General features: G+C 71.7%; 16 protein-coding genes. 13 read left to right on the forward strand and 3 right to left on the reverse strand.

Annotated elements, in window-relative coordinates; genetic code table 11:
* Positions 1-150 precede the first annotated feature (150 nt).
* Together ACIBLA_RS24585 and ACIBLA_RS24590 are read right to left on the reverse strand one after the other, a co-directional pair.
* Positions 151-969, reverse strand: coding sequence for an ABC transporter ATP-binding protein (locus ACIBLA_RS24585; protein WP_399199884.1), 819 nt, complete (start codon positions 967-969; stop codon positions 151-153).
* Positions 962-1,885 (reverse strand): ABC transporter permease, encoded by a 924-nt coding sequence (locus ACIBLA_RS24590; protein WP_363243799.1) that lies wholly within the window; start codon positions 1,883-1,885, stop codon positions 962-964. Before ACIBLA_RS24590 ends, ACIBLA_RS24585 begins: the two co-directional genes overlap by 8 nt.
* Positions 1,886-2,024: 139 nt before the next feature.
* Between ACIBLA_RS24590 and ACIBLA_RS24595 the strand changes: the two genes are divergently transcribed.
* The 9 genes from ACIBLA_RS24595 (at position 2,025) to ACIBLA_RS24635 (ending at position 15,629) form a co-directional block, all read left to right on the forward strand.
* Entirely contained in the window at positions 2,025-2,654 is a 630-nt protein-coding gene (locus ACIBLA_RS24595) for a TetR/AcrR family transcriptional regulator (RefSeq protein ID WP_399199957.1), read from the forward strand.
* Between the two features lie 180 nt (positions 2,655-2,834).
* A complete protein-coding gene (locus ACIBLA_RS24600) occupies positions 2,835-4,475 on the forward strand; it encodes a glycosyltransferase family 4 protein (protein ID WP_399199885.1) in 1,641 nt (546 codons plus the stop codon).
* A gap of 128 nt (positions 4,476-4,603) precedes the next feature.
* The gene (locus ACIBLA_RS24605) at positions 4,604-5,398 is read left to right on the forward strand and encodes a methyltransferase domain-containing protein (RefSeq protein ID WP_363243797.1); all 795 of its coding nucleotides are present in this window, start codon (positions 4,604-4,606) and stop codon (positions 5,396-5,398) included.
* 59 nt (positions 5,399-5,457) lie between these two features.
* Positions 5,458-6,306, forward strand: a complete 849-nt coding sequence (locus ACIBLA_RS24610; protein ID WP_399199886.1) for a TylF/MycF/NovP-related O-methyltransferase — start codon at positions 5,458-5,460, stop codon at positions 6,304-6,306.
* 43 nt (positions 6,307-6,349) lie between these two features.
* The gene (locus ACIBLA_RS24615) at positions 6,350-9,943 is read left to right on the forward strand and encodes a CDP-glycerol glycerophosphotransferase family protein (RefSeq protein ID WP_399199887.1); all 3,594 of its coding nucleotides are present in this window, start codon (positions 6,350-6,352) and stop codon (positions 9,941-9,943) included.
* On the forward strand, positions 9,940-12,864 hold the full coding sequence (locus ACIBLA_RS24620; RefSeq protein ID WP_399199888.1) for a CDP-glycerol glycerophosphotransferase family protein: 2,925 nt from the start codon (positions 9,940-9,942) through the stop codon (positions 12,862-12,864). Before ACIBLA_RS24615 ends, ACIBLA_RS24620 begins: the two co-directional genes overlap by 4 nt.
* Positions 12,861-14,033 (forward strand): glycosyltransferase, encoded by a 1,173-nt coding sequence (locus ACIBLA_RS24625; protein ID WP_399199889.1) that lies wholly within the window; start codon positions 12,861-12,863, stop codon positions 14,031-14,033. Before ACIBLA_RS24620 ends, ACIBLA_RS24625 begins: the two co-directional genes overlap by 4 nt.
* A 480-nt stretch (positions 14,034-14,513) precedes the next feature.
* Complete coding sequence (locus tag ACIBLA_RS24630; protein WP_363243791.1) at positions 14,514-15,233, forward strand: SDR family oxidoreductase; 720 nt, start codon at positions 14,514-14,516, stop codon at positions 15,231-15,233.
* A 30-nt stretch (positions 15,234-15,263) separates the two neighbouring features.
* Positions 15,264-15,629, forward strand: coding sequence for an iron chaperone (locus tag ACIBLA_RS24635; RefSeq protein ID WP_399199890.1), 366 nt, complete (start codon positions 15,264-15,266; stop codon positions 15,627-15,629).
* Between the two features lie 185 nt (positions 15,630-15,814).
* Here ACIBLA_RS24635 and ACIBLA_RS24640 read toward each other — a convergent pair whose 3' ends face one another.
* Positions 15,815-16,693 carry a S1 family peptidase gene (locus ACIBLA_RS24640; protein WP_399199891.1) on the reverse strand — a complete coding sequence of 293 codons (879 nt, stop codon included), beginning with the start codon at positions 16,691-16,693 and terminating at the stop codon, positions 15,815-15,817.
* A gap of 358 nt (positions 16,694-17,051) precedes the next feature.
* Here ACIBLA_RS24640 and ACIBLA_RS24645 point away from each other — a divergent pair, with 358 nt between their 5' ends.
* The 4 genes from ACIBLA_RS24645 to ACIBLA_RS24660 all read left to right on the forward strand — a co-directional run bounded on the left by ACIBLA_RS24645 (position 17,052) and on the right by ACIBLA_RS24660 (position 23,180).
* A complete protein-coding gene (locus tag ACIBLA_RS24645) occupies positions 17,052-18,089 on the forward strand; it encodes an SMP-30/gluconolactonase/LRE family protein (protein WP_363243787.1) in 1,038 nt (345 codons plus the stop codon).
* 160 nt (positions 18,090-18,249) lie between these two features.
* The gene (locus ACIBLA_RS24650; protein WP_363243786.1) at positions 18,250-20,598 is read left to right on the forward strand and encodes an MMPL family transporter; all 2,349 of its coding nucleotides are present in this window, start codon (positions 18,250-18,252) and stop codon (positions 20,596-20,598) included.
* A gap of 264 nt (positions 20,599-20,862) precedes the next feature.
* A complete protein-coding gene (locus ACIBLA_RS24655) occupies positions 20,863-21,540 on the forward strand; it encodes an HAD family phosphatase (protein WP_363243785.1) in 678 nt (225 codons plus the stop codon).
* The gene (locus ACIBLA_RS24660) at positions 21,537-23,180 is read left to right on the forward strand and encodes an FAD-dependent monooxygenase (protein WP_363243784.1); all 1,644 of its coding nucleotides are present in this window, start codon (positions 21,537-21,539) and stop codon (positions 23,178-23,180) included. Before ACIBLA_RS24655 ends, ACIBLA_RS24660 begins: the two co-directional genes overlap by 4 nt.
* The last annotated feature ends 6 nt before the right edge of the window (positions 23,181-23,186 follow it).

Below are 23,186 nucleotides of genomic sequence, written 5' to 3' on the forward strand. Positions count from 1 at the left end.
GCCGGGCGCGTGGCGTGCGTGGCGCGGGTGGCGGGGGCCGCCCGGGTGGGCGGGGGGGCGCGGGGGCCCCGGGCCCCGGGGGCCCGGGGCCCCGGGGGGGGGGGGGCCCCCGCCCCCCCCCCCCCGGCGATTTGAGGACCCGCCGCGGCGTCAGCGTTCGCGTTTCTTCGGAGCGCCGGTGGACTCCTCGTACGCCGCCACGACCTCCGCCGCCGGACCGTCCATCCGCAGCGTCCCCGACTCCAGCCAGATCGCCCGGTCGCAGGTCTCGGTGATCGTCCTGTTGCTGTGGCTGACCAGGAAGACCGTGCCCGCCTCCTCGCGCAGCTCGGCGATGCGCTCCTTGCTGCGCTGCTGGAAGCGCGCGTCACCCGTGGACAGCGCCTCGTCGATGAGCAGTACGTCATGGGTCCTGGCCGCCGCGATCGAGAAGCGGAGCCGCGCGCCCATGCCGGAGGAGTAGGTGCGCATGGGCAGCGTGATGAAGTCGCCCTTCTCGTTGATCCCGGAGAACTCGACGATGTCGGCGTAACGGCTCTTGACCTGCGCGCGTGTCATGCCCATCGCGAGCCCGCCGAGTATCACGTTCCGCTCGCCGGTCAGATCGCTCATCAGCGCCGCGTTCACACCGAGGAGCGAGGGCTGGCCCCGTGTGTAGACCTTGCCCTGGCTCGGCGGCAGCAGCCCGGCGACCGCCTTGAGCAGCGTCGACTTCCCCGAGCCGTTGGAGCCGATGAGACCGATGGCCTCGCCCTTGTACGCGACGAAGCTCACGCCCCGTACGGCGTGCACCTCGCGCGCTCCGGGGGTCCGCCGGCGCGAGACGATCCGGCTGAGCGCCGAGGTGGCGCTGCCCTTGCCGCCCTTGGTGCCGTGCACCTGGTAGGTGATGTGAACGCCGTCCACGACAACGGTGGGAACACGCTCGGTCCCGGTCTGAGCCTCAGTCTCAGTGCTGGTCTCAGCCACGGCCGTACCTCTCCTCCGCCTGCCAGAAGAACAGGAATCCGCCGACCCCGACGAGCACCGCCCAGCCGGTCGCGACCAGCCAGACGTGGGGCGGGAGTTGACCGGCGGTGAAGCTGTCGATGAGCGCGAAGCGCATCAGGTCGATGTAGACGGCCGCCGGATTGCATTCGAGCGCCAGCCGCACCAGCCCCGGTATGTCCTCGTCCTTGAAGACCCTGTCCAGGCTCCACATCACGCCGGACGCGTACATCCAGGTGCGCAGCAGGAACGGCATCAGCTGTGCGATGTCGGGCGTCGCCGCTGTCAGCCTCGCGAAGATCATCGCGAGTCCGGTGTTGAACACGGTCTGGAGCGCGAGGGCGGGCACGGCCAGCAGCCAGGCGGGCCTCGGGTACTGCCCGAAGACCGCCAGGATCACGGACAGCGCGCCCAGGGAGAAGAGCAGCTGCTGCACCTGCTGGAGGGCGAGGGCGAGCGGCAACGAGGCGCGCGGGAAGTGCAGGGCGCGGACGAGCCCGAGGTTGCCGGAGACGGCGCGGGTCCCGGCGGTGACGGTGCCGGCGGTGAACGTCCAGATGAAGACGCCGGTGACCAGGAACGGTACGTAGTCGGGCACCCCGTCCTTGGTGTTGAGCAGGAGGCCGAAGATGAAGTAGTAGACCGTCGCGTTGAGCAGCGGCGTCATGATCTGCCAGAGCTGGCCGAGCTTCGCCTGGCTGTACTGCGAGGTGAGCCGGGCGGTGGCGAAGGCGGTGACGAAGTGGCGGCGCCTGTGCAGGGTGCGCACATACGCGGGGAGCGAGGGCCGGGCGCCGCTCTCGGTCAGGCCGTGCCGGGCGGCGAAGGCGCGCAGGTCCAGGTCAGGGTCCTGCGGCAGGTGTTTCGGCCGGGTGGGGGATGCGGTCGTCTGGCTCATGTGGGTCGCTTTCGACGAGGGACATCGACCGGAGGCGAACAGAGGCTCGGCGACGGAACGGGACCGTTTCGTCGTAACGACGAGGTTAGAACGAGAAGACGTCGCAACGCAACCGTTTCGTCGTGACGTGCATGACGCTATGCTCGTCGCCATGCCCACGGACCCCCGCCTCTCACGCCGCGCCCCAGCGGGAGCCGCCGTGCTCCGTGAGGACGTGACCGACGCCATCCGCTCCGCCGTCTTCGAGGAACTGGCCGCCGTCGGCTTCGCGCGGATGTCCATCGAGGGCATCGCCCGCCGCGCCGGTGTCGGCAAGACCGCCGTCTACCGGCGCTGGAAGTCGAAACTGGCGCTGGTGCTCGACCTGGTCTCCGCCGTCGCCGCCCAGGGGCTGCCCGTCCCCGCGACCGGTTCGCTGTACGGAGACGTACGCGCCCTGCTCGAAGTGGCCTCGCACGCCCTGCGCCACCCGCTGGCCTCCCGCGTCATCCCCGACCTGCTCGTGGAGGCGGCCCGGCACCCGGAGATCTCCGAGGCGATCAAGTCGGCCCTGCTGGACAAGGAGCAGGGCATCGCGGCCGTCGTCGTACGCGAGGCGGTCGCCCGCGGCGAACTGCCCGAGGGCACCGACCCCGACCGGGCGCTCGACCTCATCGCGGGCCCGCTCTACTGGCGTCTGGTCGTCGTACGCGGCGACCTGCCCGCCGGCTATCTCGACGACCTCGCCGCCACGGCGGTCACCGCGCTGACCCGCGACCGCACGGCCTGAGCGCCACTCCCACCCGGTGGGCGTTCACTCGTCGCGCGAGCCGCCGAACGGGTGACATGGACCCGGCCTCCGTAGCCCTGGTGGATGAACCTTCGTTGCCCGGTGGGGTGGGCCAGGGCAGGTCCCTCCGCGAAGACGTGCACGGAGACGTGCGCGGAGACGAGCCGAAGGACGGGCCCCATGAGTGTCGCTTCCACACCAGATCCCCGGCGGCACCGGGGACAGGCGCCCGCGGGCGCCGCCCAGGGGCGCGGCCGGGGCCGGGTCGTCATGCTCGTCGACAACGCCGTCAACGGCGACTCCCGTGTGCAGAAGGCCGCCCGCTCCATGGCCGACGCCGGCTGGGACGTGGTGCTGCTCGGCCAGTCCCCGGACCGTGACCGGCACCGCTGGACCATCGGCGACGCCGAAGTCCGGCTGGTCCCGGTCGTGATGACCCTCGCCAAACGCCGCAGGGACTACCGAAGAGTCGTCCTGCCCCGTCTCTTCGCCTACCGGCGCGGCGGCATCGCCCACCACCGCAAACAGTGGGTCAAGGCCTGGCGCGCCGATCTGCTGGCCCGCAGGTCCGTCGAGGGCCGGCGGTTCCTGATCAGGCGTACGGCGGCCCGCGTCCTGGCCCGCTGGGTCGGCTTCCGGCACCGCCAACTCGCCCTGGTGGAGGGCAGACGCAACCCGGACTCGCTGCCCGAGCGGCTCCGTACGGCCATGTGGCGCGCCCTGCTCGGCGACCGCTGCTGGCGCAGGCTCGAACCGTACCTGTGGGACTACGAGTTCGCCTTCGGCCCCGTCGTCGACGCCCTCGAACCCGATCTCATCCACGCCAACGACTTCCGGATGATCGGCGTCGGCGCCCGTGCCGTGCACCGGGCGCGGGGCAGGGGCCGGAGCGTGAAGCTGGTCTGGGACGCGCACGAGTATCTGCCGGGCATCAAACCCCGGGCCGGCTACCGGCGTTGGCTGCCCGCCCATGTCGCGCACGAGCGGGAGTACGGGCGGTACGCGGACGCCGTGGTCACCGTCTCCCGGACGCTGGCCGAACTGCTGCACAAGGAGCACCGGTTGCCCCGGCTGCCCGCCGTCGTCCTCAATGCCCCGGACGGCGGCCCGCCGGCCGACCGCGCGCACGAACCCGTCCCGGATCTACGGGAGTTGTGCGGGATCGACGACGCCACACCGCTGCTCGTCTACAGCGGCGCCCTCGCCCCGCAGCGCGGGCTCGCCACACTCATCGAGTCGCTGCCCCAACTGCCGGGCGCGCACGCGGCGCTGGTCGTCCCCGCGCCCGAGGGGTGGGTCGTGCGCAAGGTGCTCGACCACGCGGCCGACCTCGGGGTCGCCGACCGCGTGCACCCGCTGCCGTACGTCCCACACTGGCAGATCGTGCCCTTCCTGGCCGCCGCCGACATCGGCGTCATCCCGATCCACCACTGGCCGAACCATGAACTCGCCCTGATCACCAAGTTCATGGAGTACGCGCACGCCCGGCTGCCCATCGTCGTCAGCGACGTGCGCACCATGGCGGAGAAGGTGCGCGAGACCGGGCAGGGCGAGGTGTTCCGCGCGGAGGACACGGCCGACTTCGTACGGGCGGTGCGCGCCGTGCTGGACGATCCCGCCGCCTACCGCCGGGCGTACGAGCGCCCCGGCCTGCTGGAGGAGTGGACCTGGGAGGCGCAGGCCGATGTCCTCGACGGCGTCTACCGGGGGCTGTTGGCGGCTCCGGCGGAGGCGACCACCGCCGCGCCGCTCCCCCTGGGGGAACCCGCCTCCGACGAGGACCCGGAGCGGGGCGACCCGGCGGGCGTCACGGCGACCTGACCCGCCGGGCACGGGCTCGCGCACGTGACCATACGGCCGTACGGGCGTTGATGTCCTCGAACGCCGGGAGACGTCACCGGCGTCGGGGGAGCGCCGCACCCAACGAGCCGGATGGAAAGTGAGTCACCGTGCACAGGTCCGCGTACGAGCAGATGGAGCTCTGCGTCAAGGAGTACATGCCCGCGTCCGGCCGCCACCGGGTGGTCGACCTCGGCTCACGCATCTCGCCCAAGCAGTCCCTCACCCACCGCGGTCTGCTCGACGGGCGCGATGTCGAGTACATCGGCGTCGACGTGCTCGACGGCCCGAACGTCGACATCGTGATGCGCAGGCCGTACCGCATTCCCGTACGGTCCCGGAGTGCCGACTTCGTGATCTCGGGCCAGGCGTTCGAGCACATCCCGTTCTTCTGGGCGTCGATGATGGAGATCGCCCGCGTCCTGCGGCCCGGCGGCCTGGCGTTCGTCACCGCGCCCTCGCGCGGCCATGTGCACGACGCGCAGGACTGCTGGCGGTACTACCCCGACGGATTCCGCGCCATGGCCGCCTTCACCGGGCTCGAACTGGCCGAGGCCTACACGGACTTCCCGCCGATGCGGGGCATCCGCTTCGACTACGCCGCCATCGACGGCAAGCGCGCCTACTGGGGCGACTCGGTCGGCGTGTTCCGCAGGCCGCGCCGGCCGAGGCGGCGGCTGTGGGAGTACGCGGTACGTGAACTGACCGTCCGTTACGCCAACCGTGTCGGCGGCGTCGACGGCATTCCGCTGCCGGAGCCGGTCGCGGGGCGCGACCGGTGCGGGCGGGGGACCCCAGCGGCGCCGGCCGCGCCCGCTGCCCCCGTCGTACCTGCTCCCTCCCCGGAGACGCAGCCCGTACCCGCGCAGCCCGTAACAGCTGAGATGCACACGAAAGAGGCATAAAACAGCAGGAGTTGACGAAAGATGACATCGGTGGAGTTCTCCGCGTACCGTCCGTCGGCATGGCATGGCGAAGCGCAGTGAACGGCGTACTCGAAAAGCTCACCGGATATCAGCTGAGGCGGATCCCGATCCCCGCCCCGCGGTCGGCGACGCCGGAGCCCCCGGCCGTAGCGGCGCCGGAACCGCGGGCCGCGGAGCCGACACCCAAGCCCAAGCCGAAACCGAAGCCGGCGGCGCTCCCCGCCGACTACGACGACGAGGCGAAGGAGATCATCCGCGCGGTCAAGCCGTACACGATGACCTCCCCGGAACGGCTGAACGCCTTCATCCTCGCCACCCGCCATGTCGTACGGCACAACATCCCCGGTGACATCGTCGAGTGCGGAGTCTGGCGCGGCGGCTCGATGCAGGCCTGCGCCAAGACCCTGCTCTCGCTCGGCGAGACCGACCGTGGCCTGCACCTCTTCGACACCTTCGAGGGCATGCCGCCGCCCACCGCCGAGGACCTGCGGCGCGACGGCAAGTCCGCCGAGCAGCTGCTCGCGGCGCAGGGCAAGGACCGGCCGATCTGGGCGATCGCCTCGCTGGAGGACGTACAGGCGGGCTTCGAGCAGGTGCCGTACCCCGGCGAGCGGGTGCACTACGTGCAGGGCATGGTCGAGGACACCGTGCCGCAGCAGGCGCCGGAGCAGATCTCCATCCTGCGCCTGGACACCGACTGGTACGCCTCCACCAAGCATGAACTGGAGTTTCTCTACCCCCGGTTGGTGAGCGGCGGTGTGCTGCTCATCGACGACTACGGCTACTGGCAGGGCTCCCGCCAGGCCGTGGACGAGTTCCTGGAGAAGACCGGCGAACGGCTGCTCATGCTGCGCATGGACGAGGGCCGGATCGCGGTCAAGCCCTGAATCCACCGCCGTTCGGAACGTCCGGAAGGACCGTGCACCGCGCATGCCCCCCCGTCTCACCGTCGTCGTGCCCATCTACAACGTGGAGGACTATCTCGACGACTGCCTACGCTCACTGGCCGGACAGACCCTGGCCGACTCCGAGATCGTCATGGTGAACGACGGTTCAACGGACGGGAGCGCACGGATCGCGAGACGGTTCGCCGAACGGGACGAACGGTTCCGGCTGGTCGAGCAGGAGAACGCCGGGCTCGGCGCGGCGCGCAATACCGGAGTCCGGTACGCGCGGGGGCAGTTCCTCACCTTCGTCGACAGCGACGACGTCGTTCCGGAGGACGCGTACGAGCGGATGCTCGCGGCGCTCGACGCGTCGGGCTCCGACTTCGCGACCGGCAATGTGCTCAGGCTCGGTCCCGGCGGGACCCTCACGCAGGCGCCGATGTTCCGCAAGCCGATGGCGACGGAGCGCTCCGGGACCCGGATCACCCGCGACTGGGTGCTGCTCGGGGACCGGATCGCCTGCAACAAGGTCTTCCGGAAGTCCTTCTGGGACCGGCACTCCTTCACCTTTCCGTCCGGGGTGCTGTACGAGGACATCGCCGTCGTACTACCCGCGTACTTCCTGGCGGGCGGCGTGGACGTGCTGTCCGGCCCCGTCTACCACTGGCGGACCAGACACGGCTCGATCACCGCGAGGCGCGCCGTACCGAAGGGGATCCGGGACCGGGTCACGGCCGTGACGTCGGTCAGCGACTTCCTCGCCGAGCGGCGTCGCGCGGGTGGTGACAGCGACATCGACTGGGGCGACGCCAGGAGCCGTTACCACCAGCACGTCCTCTCCGGCGATCTCTGGCTGTTCATCGAGGCGCTGCCCGACGGCGACGCCGACTACCACGCCGCGTTCCTCGACCACGCCAACACCTTCGCCGCGACGGTCGACCGTGGTGTCTTCGACGCCCTGCCGCTGCATCTGCGCGTCAAGTGGCATCTGATCCGCGAGCGCCGAATGCCCGAACTCCTCGCCCTGCTGGCCCACGAGAAGGCCGACCCCGGCGCCTTCGGTGTCCGTGGACTGCGCAGGTCCCGCGCCGAGTACCCGGTGCTCACCGGCGGTCTGCCCCGGACCGTCGTCACCCTCAAGCCCAAGGAACTGCCGGTGACCTCGCATCTCACCGAGGCCGTATGGCGCGACGGGCGACTGCACCTCAAGGGCTACGCGTACGTACGCAACGTGCCGGCCGACGCGCGCCGCAAGTCCGTCAAGGCGGCCTGGCTGCGCGCCGGAAAGCGGCGGGTGCTGCCGCTGCGGACGCGCACCGTACGGATCCCGGCGGCGACGTACGAGTCCAAGCAGGGCCTGCACATGTACGACTGGGCCGGGTTCGAGACCGTGGTGGACCCGCGCCGACTGGTGAAGGGGAGCGGCCCCAACTCGCCGCGCGCCGTCTGGAAGTTGGAGATGGGAGTGTTCGGGGCGGGACGGCTGCGGCGGGCGCCGTTGCGGCTGACGGGTTCGGCCGCGGCACCGGCCGTGCCCGCCGTGCACTACGTGGACGACACCGCGCGCGTCGTTCCCACGCTCTCCGGCAACAAGCTCGAACTGCGCGTCGAGCCCGTACACGCCCTGCTCACCGGCCACTTGGCCGAGGATGGCGCCGTACGGATCGAGGGTCTGCTCCACGCCACCGGCGGTTCCACGGCCGGCCCGCCGAGCGCGCTGGCCGTGCAGAACTGGTACACGAAGGATGTCCACGAGGTCCCGCTGCGGCTCGTGGACGGCGCGTTCAGTGCCGACGTCCCGCTGGCCGTCTTCGGCGATGCCACGGCGCACCGTCGGTCCGCCGTGCCGTGGGGCGTCCATCTCGTACGGGCCAACGGCAGCCGCTTCGCCGTGGCGGCCCGTGGTGAGGTCAGGCCCGGACACTACGGTGTGGGCGACGGCCGCGAGGTGTACGTCACCGCCAACGCGGCGGGCGATCTGGTCCTCAGCGACCAGACCGAGCGGCCGGTGGTCGACGCGGTCGACTGGACGGCGGACGGCGAGCTGATCCTGGAGGGCTACCAGGGCTACCAGGGCTACCAGGGCTACCAGGGCTACCAGGGCTACCAGGGCAGCCAGGGCCGCCGGGGCAGCCAACCCGCTCTCCGGGCAGCCGAGTTGGTGTTGCAGCACACCGGCCACCGCGAGGAGAACGTCTTCCCGATCGACACGCTCCAAGGCGGCCGGTTCCGTACGACCCTGCTGCCCGCCGCCGTCGAAGGCCTGCACGGCATCCGCCAACTCGCCGAAGGCCGCTGGCTGTTGTACGTCCGCGAGCCGGGTGAGACCGACCCGGAGCGCTACACCGCCCTACGGCTCCAGCCCTCGCGGCACCAGACACTGCCGCTCGTACGGAGCCTGGACGGACGCGAGTTCACGCTCGACCGGCACCACCAGGACATGCTCCAGCTGCACTCCGGATCCGTACTCCCGGAGCAGGACCGCGGCGCCTACCGGCAACAGCGACTGCGCCGCGTCTACGCCGACACCCGCGCGGCCGGGCCGCTGCGCGACGCCGTGCTCTACAGCAGCTTCGACGGCAGGCAGTTCTCCGACTCGCCGCGCGCCGTGTACGAGGAACTGGTGTGCAGGCGGGCCCCCGTGGAGCATCTGTGGGTGGTGCGCGACCGGCAGGTGTCACTGCCGCGCGGCGTCCGCGCCGTCGAACTCCACAGCGCCGACTGGTACGAGGCGCTGGCCCGCAGCCGATGCGTCGTCAGCAACACACACCTGCCTGAGTGGTTCGAGCGGGCGGACGGCCAGTACGTCGTCCAGACCTGGCACGGCACCCCGCTCAAGCGCATCGGCCGCGACCTCACGGGCAGCGCCCACGCCGACGAGGCGTACATCGCGTCCCTGCCGGGCCGGGCCGCGCAGTGGAGCGTGCTCGTCTCGCCCAACAGCTTCTCCACACCGATCATGCGCCGCGCGTTCGGCTACGAGGGCACCGTCCTGGAGTCCGGCTATCCGCGCAACGACCTGCTGCACGCCCCGGACCGGGGCAAGGTCGCCGACGCCGTACGCGAACACCTCGGGATTCCCGAGGACAAGCGCGTGATCCTGTACGCGCCGACCTGGCGCGAGGACCAGCCCAAGAAGGGCGGCCGGTACGGACTCGACCTCCAACTCGACCTGGAGCAGGCCGCCGACGGACTGGCGGACGACCATGTCCTGCTCGTCCGCCGCCACTACCTGGTCGGCGGCACGGTCCCCGGCGCGGCCGGCTTCGCGCGGGACGTGTCCCGCTACCCGGACGTCGCCGAGCTGATGCTGATCAGCGACGCCCTCGTCACCGACTACTCGTCGCTGATGTTCGACTTCGCGCAGACGGGCCGGCCGATGTACTTCCACGCGTACGACCTGGAGCACTACCGGGACACGCTGCGCGGCTTCTACTTCGACTTCGAGTCCGCGGCGCCCGGCCCGGTCGTCGCCGACACCGCCGCGCTGGTGGCGGCGCTGCGGGCGGCGCCGAGGCCGGGGTCCTGGGTGCCCAGCGCCGCGTACGACCGATTCCGGGAGACATTCTGCGACCTGGACGACGGCACCGCCGCCGGCCGTGTCGCGGACCTGATGCCCGTGGGGGCCGGCGCATGAGCGCGGTCGAGATGAGCTGTGTCGTCACCGGGGGACCGGACCCGCAGGCGCTGCGCAGGTCCGTCGAGTCGGTCGTCGCGCAGACCATGCGCGGGGTCGAGGCGGTGGTGGTGCTCGGCCTGACCGTCACACCCCTGCGTACCAACGATGCGGACGACGACACCGAATCGGCCGCCGAGGACGTACGCGCCGTGGCCGACGAACTCGCCGCGCTGGACCCGGGGCGTGTCAGGATCGTCACGTCGGGCGCCGAGATGCCCACCACCGGCGTCCTCCGCAACCACGGCCTGGACCAGGCGCGAGGCCGGTACGTCACCGTGCTCGGCGAAGGCGAACGTCTCCAGCGGGACGCGTGCCGCAATCTGTGGGAGGCCGCCGAACGCTCCGGTGCCGAACTCGCCGCCGGCCGGTGGACCCGGCGCGCGGGCCGCCGCGCCAAGGAGCAGACCCCGGCCCGGCTCGTCGAGAGCGGGCTGTACGCACGCTCCCGCACCGTCGACGATCCGGCCGACGCCCCCGAACTCGTCGTCGCCGACGCCCTGGTGACCGGATTCTGTGTGCGTGCCGCCCTCCTGGAGCGGACCGGGCTGCGCTACGCCGAGGATCTGGACCGCGGCGAGATCCTGTTCGGCGCCGAAGTGGCCGCCGCCGCACGCCGGATCGCCCTCGTCCCGAACCTGATCGTCAGCGGGCGGGCACCCGACGACCCGGCCGGCACCCTGGCGGGACAGCTCGCCGCGCACGTACGGGTCGCCGAACTGCCCTTGTTCCAGAGCCGTACGGCGCTGCGCGAGGCGCGCGACCGGGCGTTCCTCGCTGACCAACTCGTGCCGCTCGCCCGGCAGTTCCCCAAGCTGGACGCGGCCGAGCGCGCCCACGCCGCCGCCCTGGTCGCCGCGCTGCCCGCCGCCCGCACGGACCCTGACCTACGGCTCGACCTGCCGCCCCTGGAACGGGTCTGCCTCCAACTCCTCGCGGACGGCGACGCCGACGGCGTACTGGCCGCGGGGTACGCGCTCGGCAGGCCGGGCACCGTCGCCTCGGCGCTGGCCGAGCACGACGGCCGCGTCTACTGGCGCGCGGCGCCGCCGGACGATCCGGGGGAACGCGCGGCGCTGGACGTCACGGAGCTGGGCCACCAGTACCAGCCGCTCGCCGACACCCCGTTGCTGAACCACCTCACCCACTGCGGACAGGAGGGTGAATGGCTCGTCCTCGAAGGCCGGCTCCCCGCGCCGTTCCAACTGCTGCCTTCCGAAGCTCCGTTGACCGCCACCCTGGAGTTCCTCGCGCGCGGCAGTGAGGGGCGGCTCGTCTTCCGTACGCCCGTGGACGAGGTGTGGCGCGAGACCGACACCAACACCGATGCCGGCGCCGACTCCGACTCCGACTCCGTGCGCTGGCGCGCGTCCGTCGAGATCGGCTCGCTGCTGCGCGTCGGCGGCGCGTGGGACCGTGTGTGCGACCCCCGCTTCGCCCTTCACACACCCACCGGCACCACCACCGGCCCGCTCTTCCTGGAGCGGGACCGGGCCGAGGCCGCGGGTCTCTTCCGGGCGCGCCCGCGCCGGGGCCGGCTGTTCGGCGACACCTGGAAGCCGTACGTCACGGTGAAACACCACCTCGCACTGCAACTTCAGGCGCGGCGCCGCCCCGGCAGGCTCGCCGCCGCGGCCGTCCACTACCTCACCCACTTCCGTCCGGCCCGCAAGGCGAAGAGGCTGGTCAAGGCGGTACGCAGACGCTTCGACCGGCTCTCCGCCCGCTCCGTCAAGACGCGTGTCTACAACCGGCTGCTGGTCCGGCTCCCCGTCCGCAAGGGCGCGGTGGTCTTCGAGAGCCACATGGGAAAGTGCTACGGCGACAGCCCGCGCGCCATCCACGAGGAACTGCTCGCGCAGGGTCTGCACGGGGTGCGCTGTACCTGGTCGTACGCGACGTCCACCGACGGCTTCCCGGCCGGCGCGCGGCTGGTCAGGCGGCTGTCCTGGCGCTATCTGTGGAGCCTCGCGCGCGCCCAGTTCTGGGTCGACAACCAGGGCTTCCCGCTCGACCTGAAGAAGCCCCGCGGCACCACGTACCTCCAGACGTGGCACGGCTCCGCGTACAAGCGCATGGGCTTCGCCGAGAGCCGGATCAAGGCGCAGAACGCCGCCGAGCGCGACAAGTTGAGCGCGGCGCTCGCCCGGTTCGACCACTTCCTCGTACGGTCCGAGCACGACGTCGTGACTCTGGCACGCGACTACCGGCAACCCGCCGAATCCCTGGTGGCCTGCGGCTATCCGCGCAACGACCGGCTCGTGCGCGCCCGCGCGACCGACGAGAGCCAGGGGCGCTTCCCGCGCCCGGCGGTCGCGGCCGACCTCGGGATTCCCGACCACCGCAAGGTGGTGCTGTACGCGCCGACCTTCCGGGGGATGCCGAAGAAGGGCCGGACGACACGACTGCCGCTCGACGTACGACGGTTCGCGGAGCGGTTCGGCGACGAGTACGTCCTTCTCGTACGCGCCCACTATCTGGAGTCCGCCGTCCTGCCCGTCTGCCCGCCCGGCACGGTGATCGACGTCTCCGGCCACCACGACGTCAGCGAACTGCTCTGCCTCGCCGACGCGTTGATCACGGACTACTCCTCGATCATGTTCGACTACGCACTGCTGGACCGGCCGATGGTCTTCTTCACGCCGGACCTCGACGCGTACGTGGCGGAGCGCGGCAGCTACTTCGACCTGCGCGCCGAGGCCCCCGGCCCGGTGGTCGAGACGCAGGACGAACTGCTGCTCGCCATGGCCGAGTTGAAGCAGTCGGACGCAGCGCACCGGGCCGACCGTGCCCGCTTCGCCGAGAAGTTCGGCGGCTACGAGAGCGGCCAGGCCGCGCGTACCGCCGTGAACGTGCTCTTCGCAGGAAGGCCCCGCCGGTGACCGAGACCACCACTTCTCTCCAGGCCCCGCCCCGCGACCTGATCCTCCTCGCAAACGCCACCGATGTCCTCGGCGGCGTCACCGCCTGGACCCACCACATGGCCCACCTCTTCGGCGACCACGGCCACCGCGTCCAGGTCGTCGGCATCCACGAGGCGGAGCTGAAACTCACCCTCCCCGAGCAGCCGCCCTATCGGGTGACCGCCCTCTACCCCGCCCACCCGCCGACCCCCTGGCGCCCGCGCACCCCACTGGACCACGTCAACCTCGCCGCCCGGCGCCGCGAACGGGCCAGGGTCGCCGACAAGCGGCGCGCCGTCGCCCGTCTCTCGGAGATCTTCCGGGCGGCCGGCCCCGGCGCGCTGGTGATCGTCACCCAGGTGTGGCCGATGGAGTGGGTGCTGGAGGCCGACACCAGAGGGCTGCGGCTGATCGGGATGAGCCACGAGTCGTACGAGTACAGCAAGCGCTGCCACCGCTTCCGCTGGATCAAGAACAGCTATCCGCTGGTGGACCGCTGGCTCACCCTCACCCAGGAGGACGCGGACGCCTGGATCGCCGAGGGCTTCGACAACGTCGGCGCCATGCCCAACGCGCTCGGCGCACTGCCCCCGCTGCCTTCCCCGCGCACCGAGAAGACCGTCGCCAGCATCGGCCGCCTGGACGACCAGAAGGGCATCGACCTGCTCCTGGAGACCTGGTCCCTGGTGGCCGACGAACGCCCCGACTGGAGACTCCGCATCTACGGCGCCGGCCAGGACGCCACCGCCCTGAAGGAGCAATGCACCGAGCTGGGCCTGGACGACTCGGTCGACTGGATGGGCCGCACCGACGACGTGGCGGGCGCGCTGGCCGCCAGCTCGGTCTTCGTCCAGTCCTCGCGGGGGGAAGGGTTCCCGCTGGCCCTGATGGAGGCCATGGCCAGCGGCGTACCGTGCGCGGCGTTCGACTGCGCGCCGGGCGTCCGGGAGATCATCCGCGACGGCGAGGACGGCCTCCTGGCCCCACCGGGCGCGACGGACGCCCTGGCGGACCGCCTGCTCCGGCTGACGGGAAACCGCCGACTGCGGGACACACTGGGGGACCGGGCGAGGGCCAACGTCCAGCGGTACTCGGAGGCGGAGATCCTGCGGCGGTGGCACGAGTTGTTCGATCTGCTGGACCGGTAGGCGGTGTCCTCGAGCACGGGATACGCGGCGCATCCGGCGCTTGATACCGCGCGCCTTCCGTCCATCAGTGGCTGAGCGGCAGTGTGCCTCGCGATGAGATGCGACCGCTGATCTTGGAAGCGTTCGCCCGCAGGCTCGGGCGACCCGTCACACACCTGGAAGCGGGCTTTCCGGCATCCAACGGTGGGGCCCGGGTGTCGTCCCGGGTGGGCGCCGGGTTCCACTGCTCCGGGTTTCGCCGGTCAGGGCGAGCATGGGGATCCAGGCCCGCGTACGAGGGCTCGACGAGCGTGGTATGCCGGATCTCCGCGTCGGCAGCGCGTTGCTCGGATCCCGTGAATCCCAACTTCCCCTGCAATCACAGGCCCCAGGCTGTGTCCCGGCGTCCTCCCTTGGCATGACCCGGCTAAACCGATCCGCAGGTGCCGGCAACTACCCTCCGCCCCGGATGATTGCCCACCCGAGAACAGGACATCGCTCATGAGTATCGGCAGCCCCCTGGCCGACAAGCACGTGGTCGTCGTTGGCGGCACTTCCGGCATCGGCCTCGCCATCGCCGAGCGCGCCCTGGCCGCCGGGGCCCGGGTCACCGCGGCCAGCCGCAACCCTGAGCGACACGCGAGCACCATGCCCGCCGGCATAGCGACCGAGCAGGTCGACATCACCTCCGCGGCTTCGATCGAGTCTCTGCTCGAACGTGTCGGCGCCTTCGACCACCTGTCGATATCAGCGGGTGTCACCGCGCTGGGCACCGTGCGGGAACTGGACGCCGACGGCGCCCGGGCGTTCTTCGACACCAAGTTCTGGGGCGCCTACAACGGGGTGCGGGCCGCGGCCGACCGCATCGCGAAGGACGGCTCGATCGTCCTGATCGGAGGCATCGCGAGCCGCAAGCACGGACCCGGGCGCCCCACGATGGCCGCGATCAATGCCTCTCTGGAGGCCTTCGGCAAGGCCAACGCCGTCGACCTGGCCCCGGTGCGGGTCAACGTCATCGCCCCCGGCCTGGTCGAGACCCCCGCCTTCGACGATGTCCCGGAGGATGTGCGGTCGCGCCTGCTGGGCCAGTACATCGCCAGTGTGCCCGTCGGACGCGTCGGCCTGCCCGAGGACATCGCCTCGACCGCGGTGTTCCTGATGTCCAACGGCTACGCCACCGGATCCGTGGTCGACGTCGACGGCGGCGTTCAGCTCACCTGATGACGAAAGCCCGAGGCTAGGCTGACCCGCATGGTGCGGAGCAGTGCGGAAGATGTCGACGGGTATCTGGCCGAGGTGCCGGAGGACCGCCGGGATGCCCTGGTCAGGCTGCGGCAGTTGTGCCGGCTGGAGCTCAAGGGGTTCCACGAGGCCATGGCGTACGGCATGCCCGCGTACGAGCGGGACGGCGCCGCCGAGATCGCTTTCGCGAGTCAGAAGCAGTACGTCTCCTTCTATCTCATGCGGAGCGATGTCCGGGAGGCGTTCGAGGAGCGGCTGGCCGAGAAGGACATGGGCAAGGGCTGTCTGCGGTTCCGCGAAGCGGGGAGTATCGACTTCGGCTTGGTGCGGGACCTGCTCAGGGCCACTGCCGCCGCTCCGGGCAGGATCTGCTGAAGGCAGGGCGCGGCGCAGGAGTGGGCACTGGCGCGGTGCACCGGCGCTCGGCGCGCCGGGCCCGCGGCGGTGTCCGTCGCTCGCTTACCCGGCGGACCATCCCCGGATCGATGTCCTCCGCCTTCGGCGCGTTCGCGACCCGCTGGGACACGTACCGGGCTCCCACGCCGCGCCCGCCCGTGGCATCAGTAGACGAATACGCCGTAGGCGGAGAGGGGCTCGGTCACGGGCTGGGCGAAGGTCGTGCCGCCCGTGCTGCAATTGCCGCTGCCGCCGGAGATCAGGCCCATGGCCTTCGTGCCCGAGAAGACCGGGCCGCCGCTGGAGCCGGGCTCGGAGCACATGTTGCTCTGGATCAGGCCGTAGACGATCCCGTCCGCGCCGTAGTTGACCGTGGCGTTCAGGCCGGTGACCGTGCCGCGCTGCACGCCCGTCGTGGGGGTGCTGCTGGTGATCTGCTGTCCGACGGAGGGGCTGCCCGCGGTGGTGATGTCCTGGTAGGTGCCGTTCTGGAGGTAGACGGAGCCCTCGGCGATGCTCGGGTCCGTGTAGCGGATGAGGGCGTAGTCGTTGACCGGGAAGCTGGCGCCGACAGTGGTGCCGAGGCTGGTGACGTCGCCCGTGTTCGTGCAGTGGCCCGCGGTCAGGGCGTATTTGACGCCCGCGCTGTCCTGCACGTTGAAGGCGATCAGACACCGGCCACCGCCGGGCAGCAGGATGTACTCGCCTCCGGCGATGTGCTTGGTGATCCTGCCGGTGGTGCGGTTGATCTCGGGCGCCCCGGCCGGTGTCGTCGCCGCTTTGGTGAGTGCGGTGAGTTCGCCGGCGTCGACCGTGCTGTCCACGGTGACCACCACGGTGCCCGTCGCCTCGTCGGTGTACCACGCGCTGCCCGCGACATCCGCGCGCGCCAGAGCGGTGTGCGCCGCGGTGAGCTGCGTTGCGGTGGGTCTGACCGCGTCCGAGTCGTCGGCCGTGGCGGCCGGTGCGGTCAGCGCGGTGGCGGCCAGCAGCCCGGATGCTACGGCGATCAGTCGTGCGCGGGGGGCGGGAGTACGGCTCATGGAGTCCTCCGTTATGTCATGCCTGCGTCAATCTGGGTCCGCTCATGTTTCACCCCCGGATGCCCGGCGACAAGGTGGGATTGAGCCGCCGCACGCCCCCACGCCCTCACGCGGGCTCACTCTTCGGCCGCTCCCGCTCCCGCCCAGGACGGTGTTCCCCAACCACAGCACCGTTTCAGCCGTTCTTCAGCGCGTGTTGGGACGCTCTTCCAGGCCGTCAGGCAGCCTGGCTCGGTGGTTTCGCCCGTCGGCGCCGGGCGGCTGCTCGGCCCTTCTGCCGTGCTCTATGCGGCCAGCCGATCAGCGAACTCCGGCCTTGCCACCGCAGGGTCGTAACCACCGCCTGAAGGAGCACACATTGGACGCGCCAGTTCCGGCCTCCCGCCGTACTCTGCTCAGACTCGCCGCCGCGGGTGCCGTGAGTGGCACACTCGCCGCCACCCCCCTGCCGGCGTTCGCGGTGCCCCGGTCCGCAGGCTGCCCGCTGCCGCGCACCCTCTCCGTCACCGCCCCGGGCCTGTACCCGGAGGGCGTCGCCTGGGATCCGCGGAGGAAGGCGTTCCTCGTCGGGTCGAGCGCGCAGGGCACGATCTCGGTGGTCAGGGCGGACGGTTCGGTGACTTCGCTGGTCGCCCCGTTCGCCCAGGTCTCGGTGCTCGGCATCACGGTGGACGCCGCCCGTAACCGGGTGCTGGCCGCCTACACCGACTACTTCTTCCGGCTGCTCGGCATGGTGGACCCCTCGCGGCCCCCGGTGTCGGGGGTCGGTGTCTTCGACCTGGCCACCGGTGCCGTACAGCACCTGGTCGACCTGTCCGCCGGTCAGCCGGAGCCGCGCGCCAACGACGTCACCGTCGACGAGGACGGCACCATCTACGTCACCGACACCGGGGTCGACACGGTCAGCGTGGTGAGCCGCGACGGCCAGGTGATCCAGGTGATCCAGGACGACCGCTTCGTCACCTCCGACACGGGGCCGAACGGGATCGTCCACCACCCCGCGGGCTTCCTCCTCATGGGCAAGTACGACGGCGGCCGGATCTTCCGCATCGACCGTCCCCGGTCGGCGCGGCCGGTGGTCAGCGAGGTCCGCCTCGACCGTGCGCCGATCTCCCTCGACGGTCTCGCGCTGCGCCCGGACGGCTCGCTGGTCGCCGCGGTGAACGACCTGTCGCTGTCCGGTGGACGCGCGGGCAGGGACGCCGTCGTGGTGCTGCGGTCCACCGACAAGTGGCGTACCGCGCGCACGGTGGACGACCAGTCCTGGCCCACCGAGGACCCCACGACCATCGCCGTGACCCCGTACGGCGACTACGCGCTCAGCGGCGGGCTCCGGGAGATCCTGACCGGCGTCCCCTCCGCCACGCCGGGCCAGTTCCACCTGCGTCGCCGCTGACGGCGCGTCGGCGCCTCGACCGGAGTCCGCGTGCGCGGCTCCGCACACGGTGCTCCGTACACACGGCCCTGTATCTACGCCACATATGGCCCTGCCTGCGGGCTCGCCGCGTACGGCTCCGTACGCACCTCACCAGCTCAGACCTCCCGGGAGCCCTCCCATGTCACCCGTTGCCCATGACGCCCCGCCGCCCGAAACGGCCCCGCCCCGCGGCCTGTTCACCGCCCTCGCCCGGCTGACCGGGTCCCGGGCCAGGCTGCTGCTCGTCCTCACCGTGATCCTCCTGGCCGGGGCCGTCGTCCTGGGCAGCGGGGTGGCCGACCGGCTGCGCAGCGGCGGCAGCGGCGGCGTCGTCGACCCCGCCTCCGAGTCCTCGTACGCCGCGGACATCCTGGAGCGGGAGTTCCCCGGCGCCCGCCCCAACCTCGTCCTGCTGGCCCGGGCCGGCAGCGGGGTCGACGACGCCGAGACAGCACGTCAGGGAAGGGAACTCGCCGCCCGCCTCGCCGACGAGAAGGGCATCACCGGGGTCACCTCCTACTGGGACACCGGGGCACCGGCGCTGCGCTCCGAGGACGGCCGTGAGGCCCTGGTGGTGGCCCGGCTCACCGGGGACGAACCGGAGGCCGAGCGCACGCTGGAGGAGCGGATCGCCGGGCACTTCGACGGACGGCAGGGCGACCTCACCGTCCGGATCGGGGGCAGCGTCGCCGTCCAGCACGAGCAGCAGACCCTCATCAGCGAAGACCTGCTGCGCGCCGAGGCCATCGCGCTGCCGATCACGCTGATCATCCTCATGATCGTGTTCGGCAGCGCCGTCGCCGCCCTGCTCCCGCTGGGCATCGGCATCATCGCGATCCTCGGCACCAACGCGGTGCTGCGCGTCCTGACGTCCTTCACCGACGTCTCCGTCTTCGCCACCAACCTCACGACCGCACTGGGCCTCGGCCTCGCCATCGACTACGCGCTGCTGATCGTGCGCCGCTACCGGGAGGAGCTCGGACACGGCCGGGACATGCCCGGCGCGCTCGCTGTCACCCTCAACACCGCGGGGCGGACCGTGCTGTTCTCGGCCGCCACGGTCGCCGTCTCGCTCGCCGCGATGCTGGTCTTCCCGCTGTACTTCCTGCGCTCCCTCGCGTACGCGGGGATCAGCGTGGTGGTCCTGGCGGCCGTGTCGGCCCTGGTCGTCCTGCCCGCGCTGCTCGCCGTCCTGGGCCGCCGGATCGACGCGCTGGACGTCCGCAAGCTGTTCCGCCGCCGTTCCCGCGAGCAGCGTCGGCCCACCGAGGCCGGGGCGGGCTGGGCCCGGCTGGCGCGGTGGGTGATGCGGCGCGCGCCTCTGGTGGCCACCGGCACCCTCGCATGCCTGCTGCTGCTCGGCGCGCCCTTCCTGAACGTCGACTTCGGCACCGCCGACTACCGGCAGCTCCCCGCGTCGGCCGCGCCCCGGGTGGTGCAGCAGCACATCAAGGACGGCTTCCAGGGCAACCCCACCGGAGTGATCGAGGTCGTCGCCAAACAGGCGTCCCCCGCTGAACTCGGCAGCTACGCCGAGGAGTTGTCCCGGCTTCCCGGGGTGCTGCGGGTGGATGCCCCGACGGGTCCCTACACCGGGGGCAAGGCCGCCGGGCCCGCGCAGTCCGGCCGCACCTCCGGCGCCGCCTCGTACCTCACGGTGGTGCCCGCCGCGGAGGCGGTCTCCGACGAGGGCAAGGACCTGGTACGGGACGTACGGGCGGTGGACGCGGCGTTCCCCACGTACACCTCCGGTACGACCGCGGCCATGATCGACAGCCAGGCGGCCATCGGACGAGGCATGCCGTGGGCCCTCGGCATCATCGTGCTCGCCACGCTGGTGCTGGTGTTCCTGCTCACCGGCAGTGTGCTGGTGCCGGTCCAGGCGGTGCTGCTCAACGCGCTCAGCCTGACCGCGATGCTGGGGGCCGTGGTGTGGGTCTTCCAGGACGGGAACCTGTCGGGGCTGCTGGGCTTCACCCCGACCGGCAGCATCGAGACGGCGCTGCCTGTGCTGATGTTCTGCCTCGCCTTCGGGCTCTCCATGGACTACGGGGTCTTCCTGCTGTCCCGGATCAAGGAGGAACACGAGCGCGTGCTCGACCACAAGGTCGCCGTGGTGGAGGGCATCCGCAGCACCGGGGGCGTCATCACCGCCGCCGCGCTCGTCCTCTCCGTCGTCATGGTGGCCATCGGCACGTCCCGGATCACCAACACGAAGATGCTCGGACTGGGGGTCGCCCTGGCGATCCTCATGGACGCGATGGTGATCCGCACACTCCTCGTGCCCGCGGTGCTGGCGCTCACCGGCCGGGCGACCTGGTGGGCACCCGGGCCGCTGCGCCGACTGCACGCGCGGTTCGGCATCAGCGAGGGCGGTTCGGAACGCCCTGCGCCCGTGGCGGACGCGACCGGCACGCCGGACGCGGCAGCGGCGAGGGAGGAACCCGCGCCCGCGGTCGCCGCGGTGGGCGGGAAGCCGGCCGACTGACGACTGCGGCGAGGTGAGTTCGGGATGCGGGAGGACCCCAACAGGTCCTCCCGCACTTGCTTTGGCGGGGTGCACTCGTCCTGGCGGGGCGGAGCGGCTTTGGCACGGCGCAAGTCCTCGTCGTTAGCGTCCGGAGCACCACGTCAGGCGGACGCCCGAGCAACCCGGGGCACTCCTGAGCAAGTGGGGTTCGATGACAGCACTCAACCGTTCGGGCCACGGTCGCGGTCGGTACGCCGCGTCGTGTTGGGAGAAGGGAACGACATGGCCTTCGACACGATCGTCGTCGACTACGGGGGCGTGCTGACGAACCCGCTCGTGGAGACCTTCGCCGCTTTCGCCGAACTGGCCGGGATCGACGCGGGCGACCTCGCCCAGGCGCTCCTGGCGTCGGCGGAACGCCACGGGGAGATGCCGATGGCGGCACTGGAGACCGGCGTGATCACGGAGCGCCAGATGGTGGACCGGATCCTGGCCGAACTCCCCCCGGACGCGGGCCGCATCCTGGCGGACGGGCGGAGCTTCGGTGAGCTGTGGTTCCGCGGCCGACGCTCCAACGAGCCGTTCATGGAGTTCCTGCGCGGCCTGCGCGGCGACGGGTACCGGCTCGCCCTGCTCACCAACAACGTCCGCGAGTGGGAACCGCTGTGGCGCGCCCAGCTCCCCGTCGACGAACTCTTCGATGTCGTCGTGGACTCGCACCGGGAAGGCGTACGCAAACCCGACCCGGCCATCTACCGGATCCTGCTCGAACGGCTCGGCACCACCCCGCAGCGCTGCCTGTTCGTCGACGACACCGAGGAGAACTGCGTAGCCGCGGCCGAACTCGGCATCTGTTCCGTGCGGTTCGCCGACACCGACGGCGCCGTCCGTGAGATCTCGGCGTTGCTCGACCGCCCCCTGGCCATGGCCGCCGACGCCGCGAGAGGTGAGCTGAGATGACCGTTCCGGTTCTGGTCGTCGGCGCCGGGCCCACCGGGCTCACCGCCGCCGCCGTGTTGCGGGACCTCGGGGTGCCCTGCCGCGTCGTCGACCGGCGCCCGGGTCCCGGCATCGCCCCCAAGGGGCTGGTGCTGTGGAGCGGCGCCCTGGAGTGCCTGCACCGCCTCGGCGTCGCCGAGAAGATCGCCGAGACGGCGCTGCCGCTGACCGGGGCGTCGTACTGGTCGAACGGCCGGCGCCTCGCCGGGGCGCGCTTCGGCGGGCTGACGGGCACCGCCTTCCCCGGCCCCCTCTGCGTACCGCAGCCGGTGACCGAGCGGGCGCTGCACGCCCGGCTGACGGAACTGGGCGGCACCGTCGAGTGGGAGACCGAGGTCACGGCGGTCACCGTGAACAGTGGCGGCCCCGCGGAGTCGGCGACAGTGACGCTGTGCTCGGCCCGTGGCGAGGAGACCCTCACGGTGTCCTGGCTGATCGCCGCCGACGGCGCCCGCAGCCTCGTGCGCGACAGCGTCGGCATCCCCTTCGAGGGCCACACCTTCGACCGTATGTTCCTGATCGGGGACGGCCGGCTGGAGGGCGTGCCCGCCGAGGCCGAGGTGCAGCACCACGTCGCACCGGACGGCGTACTGGTCATCGTCCCCCAGCCCGACGGCCACCGCGTCTTCTTCGACATGGAGCCGGACGGGCAGACCGAATCGCCCTCCGAGGAGTTGCTGCAGCGGCTCCTCGACGAACGCGGCCCGGGCGGGCTGCGCCTGCACGGCACCTGGTGGGCCAGCCGCTTCCTTGTGCACGCCAAGGTCGCCCCCCGGTTCCGGGAGGGCCCGGTGCTGCTGGCGGGCGACGCGGTGCACGCCCACACCACCGCCGGCGGCCAGGGACTCAACACGGGGGTCCAGGACGGCTACGACGTGGGCTGGAAACTCGCGAGCGTCGTACGCGGCACTGATCCGGCGCTGCTCGACAGCTTCGAGGCGGAACGCCGCCCGGCGTCCGTCAGGGCGGTCGCGAACGGTGATCAGCAGACCCGGATGTGGCTGCTGCGCAATCCGGCGGCGCGGCTCCTGCGGAACACGGTGCTGCGGCTGCTGTCCGCCACCGGCCTGCTGGAGAAGAAGGTGATCCCCCTGCTCGCCCAGCTCGACCTGGACCACTCCGGGAGCCCGGCGGTGGCCGATCTCGACGGTGCCCCGTCCGTACCGCGCGCACTGCGGCTCGGCCGACGCGCCCCCGACCTGGCGCTCGCCCCGGTGCACGGCACTGAGGCGGAGTCGCTCCACGCCCACCTGTCGGCCGGCCGGCACACCGTGCTGGTTCACGGAGACCTGGCCGCCGGGGAACTCGCCGCGCGAGCCGCGGCGATCGTGGGGGAGAGGGGTACCGGGGACATCGTGCGGGTGCTGTGGATCCAGCCTGCCGACACGGCTCCCGCCGATCTCCCGCAGGACGGCGCCGGGTTCGCCGTGGCGCGGGAGACGGGCGACGCGCTGGGCGGAGCCGGTACCCCGTGGTGCGTGTATCTGCGGCCCGACGGGGTCGTCGCGGCCCGCTCGGGCCCGGCCGGCCTCGACGCGCTCCTCTCCCGGCTCCCGTCCCGGCCGCCTGTCATCACCCCGGCACCGGCCGTAGGGCCTTGACGAGGT

Source organism: Streptomyces sp. NPDC050433 (genome assembly GCF_044458565.1).
In the GTDB taxonomy this organism is placed as follows: Bacteria; Actinomycetota; Actinomycetes; order Streptomycetales; family Streptomycetaceae; genus Streptomyces.

What these genes read in the sequence shown, in the direction of transcription:
- ACIBLA_RS24595 (WP_399199957.1), top strand. Translation starts at nt 2,025, where the DNA reads ATGCTCGTCGCCATGCCCACGGACCCCCGCCTCTCACGCCGCGCCCCA.
- ACIBLA_RS24650 (WP_363243786.1), top strand. Translation starts at nt 18,250, where the DNA reads ATGTCACCCGTTGCCCATGACGCCCCGCCGCCCGAAACGGCCCCGCCC.
- ACIBLA_RS24600 (WP_399199885.1), top strand. Translation starts at nt 2,835, where the DNA reads ATGAGTGTCGCTTCCACACCAGATCCCCGGCGGCACCGGGGACAGGCG.
- ACIBLA_RS24635 (WP_399199890.1), top strand. Translation starts at nt 15,264, where the DNA reads ATGGTGCGGAGCAGTGCGGAAGATGTCGACGGGTATCTGGCCGAGGTG.
- ACIBLA_RS24610 (WP_399199886.1), top strand. Translation starts at nt 5,458, where the DNA reads ATGGCATGGCGAAGCGCAGTGAACGGCGTACTCGAAAAGCTCACCGGA.
- ACIBLA_RS24590 (WP_363243799.1), bottom strand. Translation starts at nt 1,885, where the DNA reads ATGAGCCAGACGACCGCATCCCCCACCCGGCCGAAACACCTGCCGCAG.
- ACIBLA_RS24640 (WP_399199891.1), bottom strand. Translation starts at nt 16,693, where the DNA reads ATGAGCCGTACTCCCGCCCCCCGCGCACGACTGATCGCCGTAGCATCC.
- ACIBLA_RS24660 (WP_363243784.1), top strand. Translation starts at nt 21,537, where the DNA reads ATGACCGTTCCGGTTCTGGTCGTCGGCGCCGGGCCCACCGGGCTCACC.
- ACIBLA_RS24655 (WP_363243785.1), top strand. Translation starts at nt 20,863, where the DNA reads ATGGCCTTCGACACGATCGTCGTCGACTACGGGGGCGTGCTGACGAAC.
- ACIBLA_RS24630 (WP_363243791.1), top strand. Translation starts at nt 14,514, where the DNA reads ATGAGTATCGGCAGCCCCCTGGCCGACAAGCACGTGGTCGTCGTTGGC.
- ACIBLA_RS24615 (WP_399199887.1), top strand. Translation starts at nt 6,350, where the DNA reads ATGCCCCCCCGTCTCACCGTCGTCGTGCCCATCTACAACGTGGAGGAC.
- ACIBLA_RS24620 (WP_399199888.1), top strand. Translation starts at nt 9,940, where the DNA reads ATGAGCGCGGTCGAGATGAGCTGTGTCGTCACCGGGGGACCGGACCCG.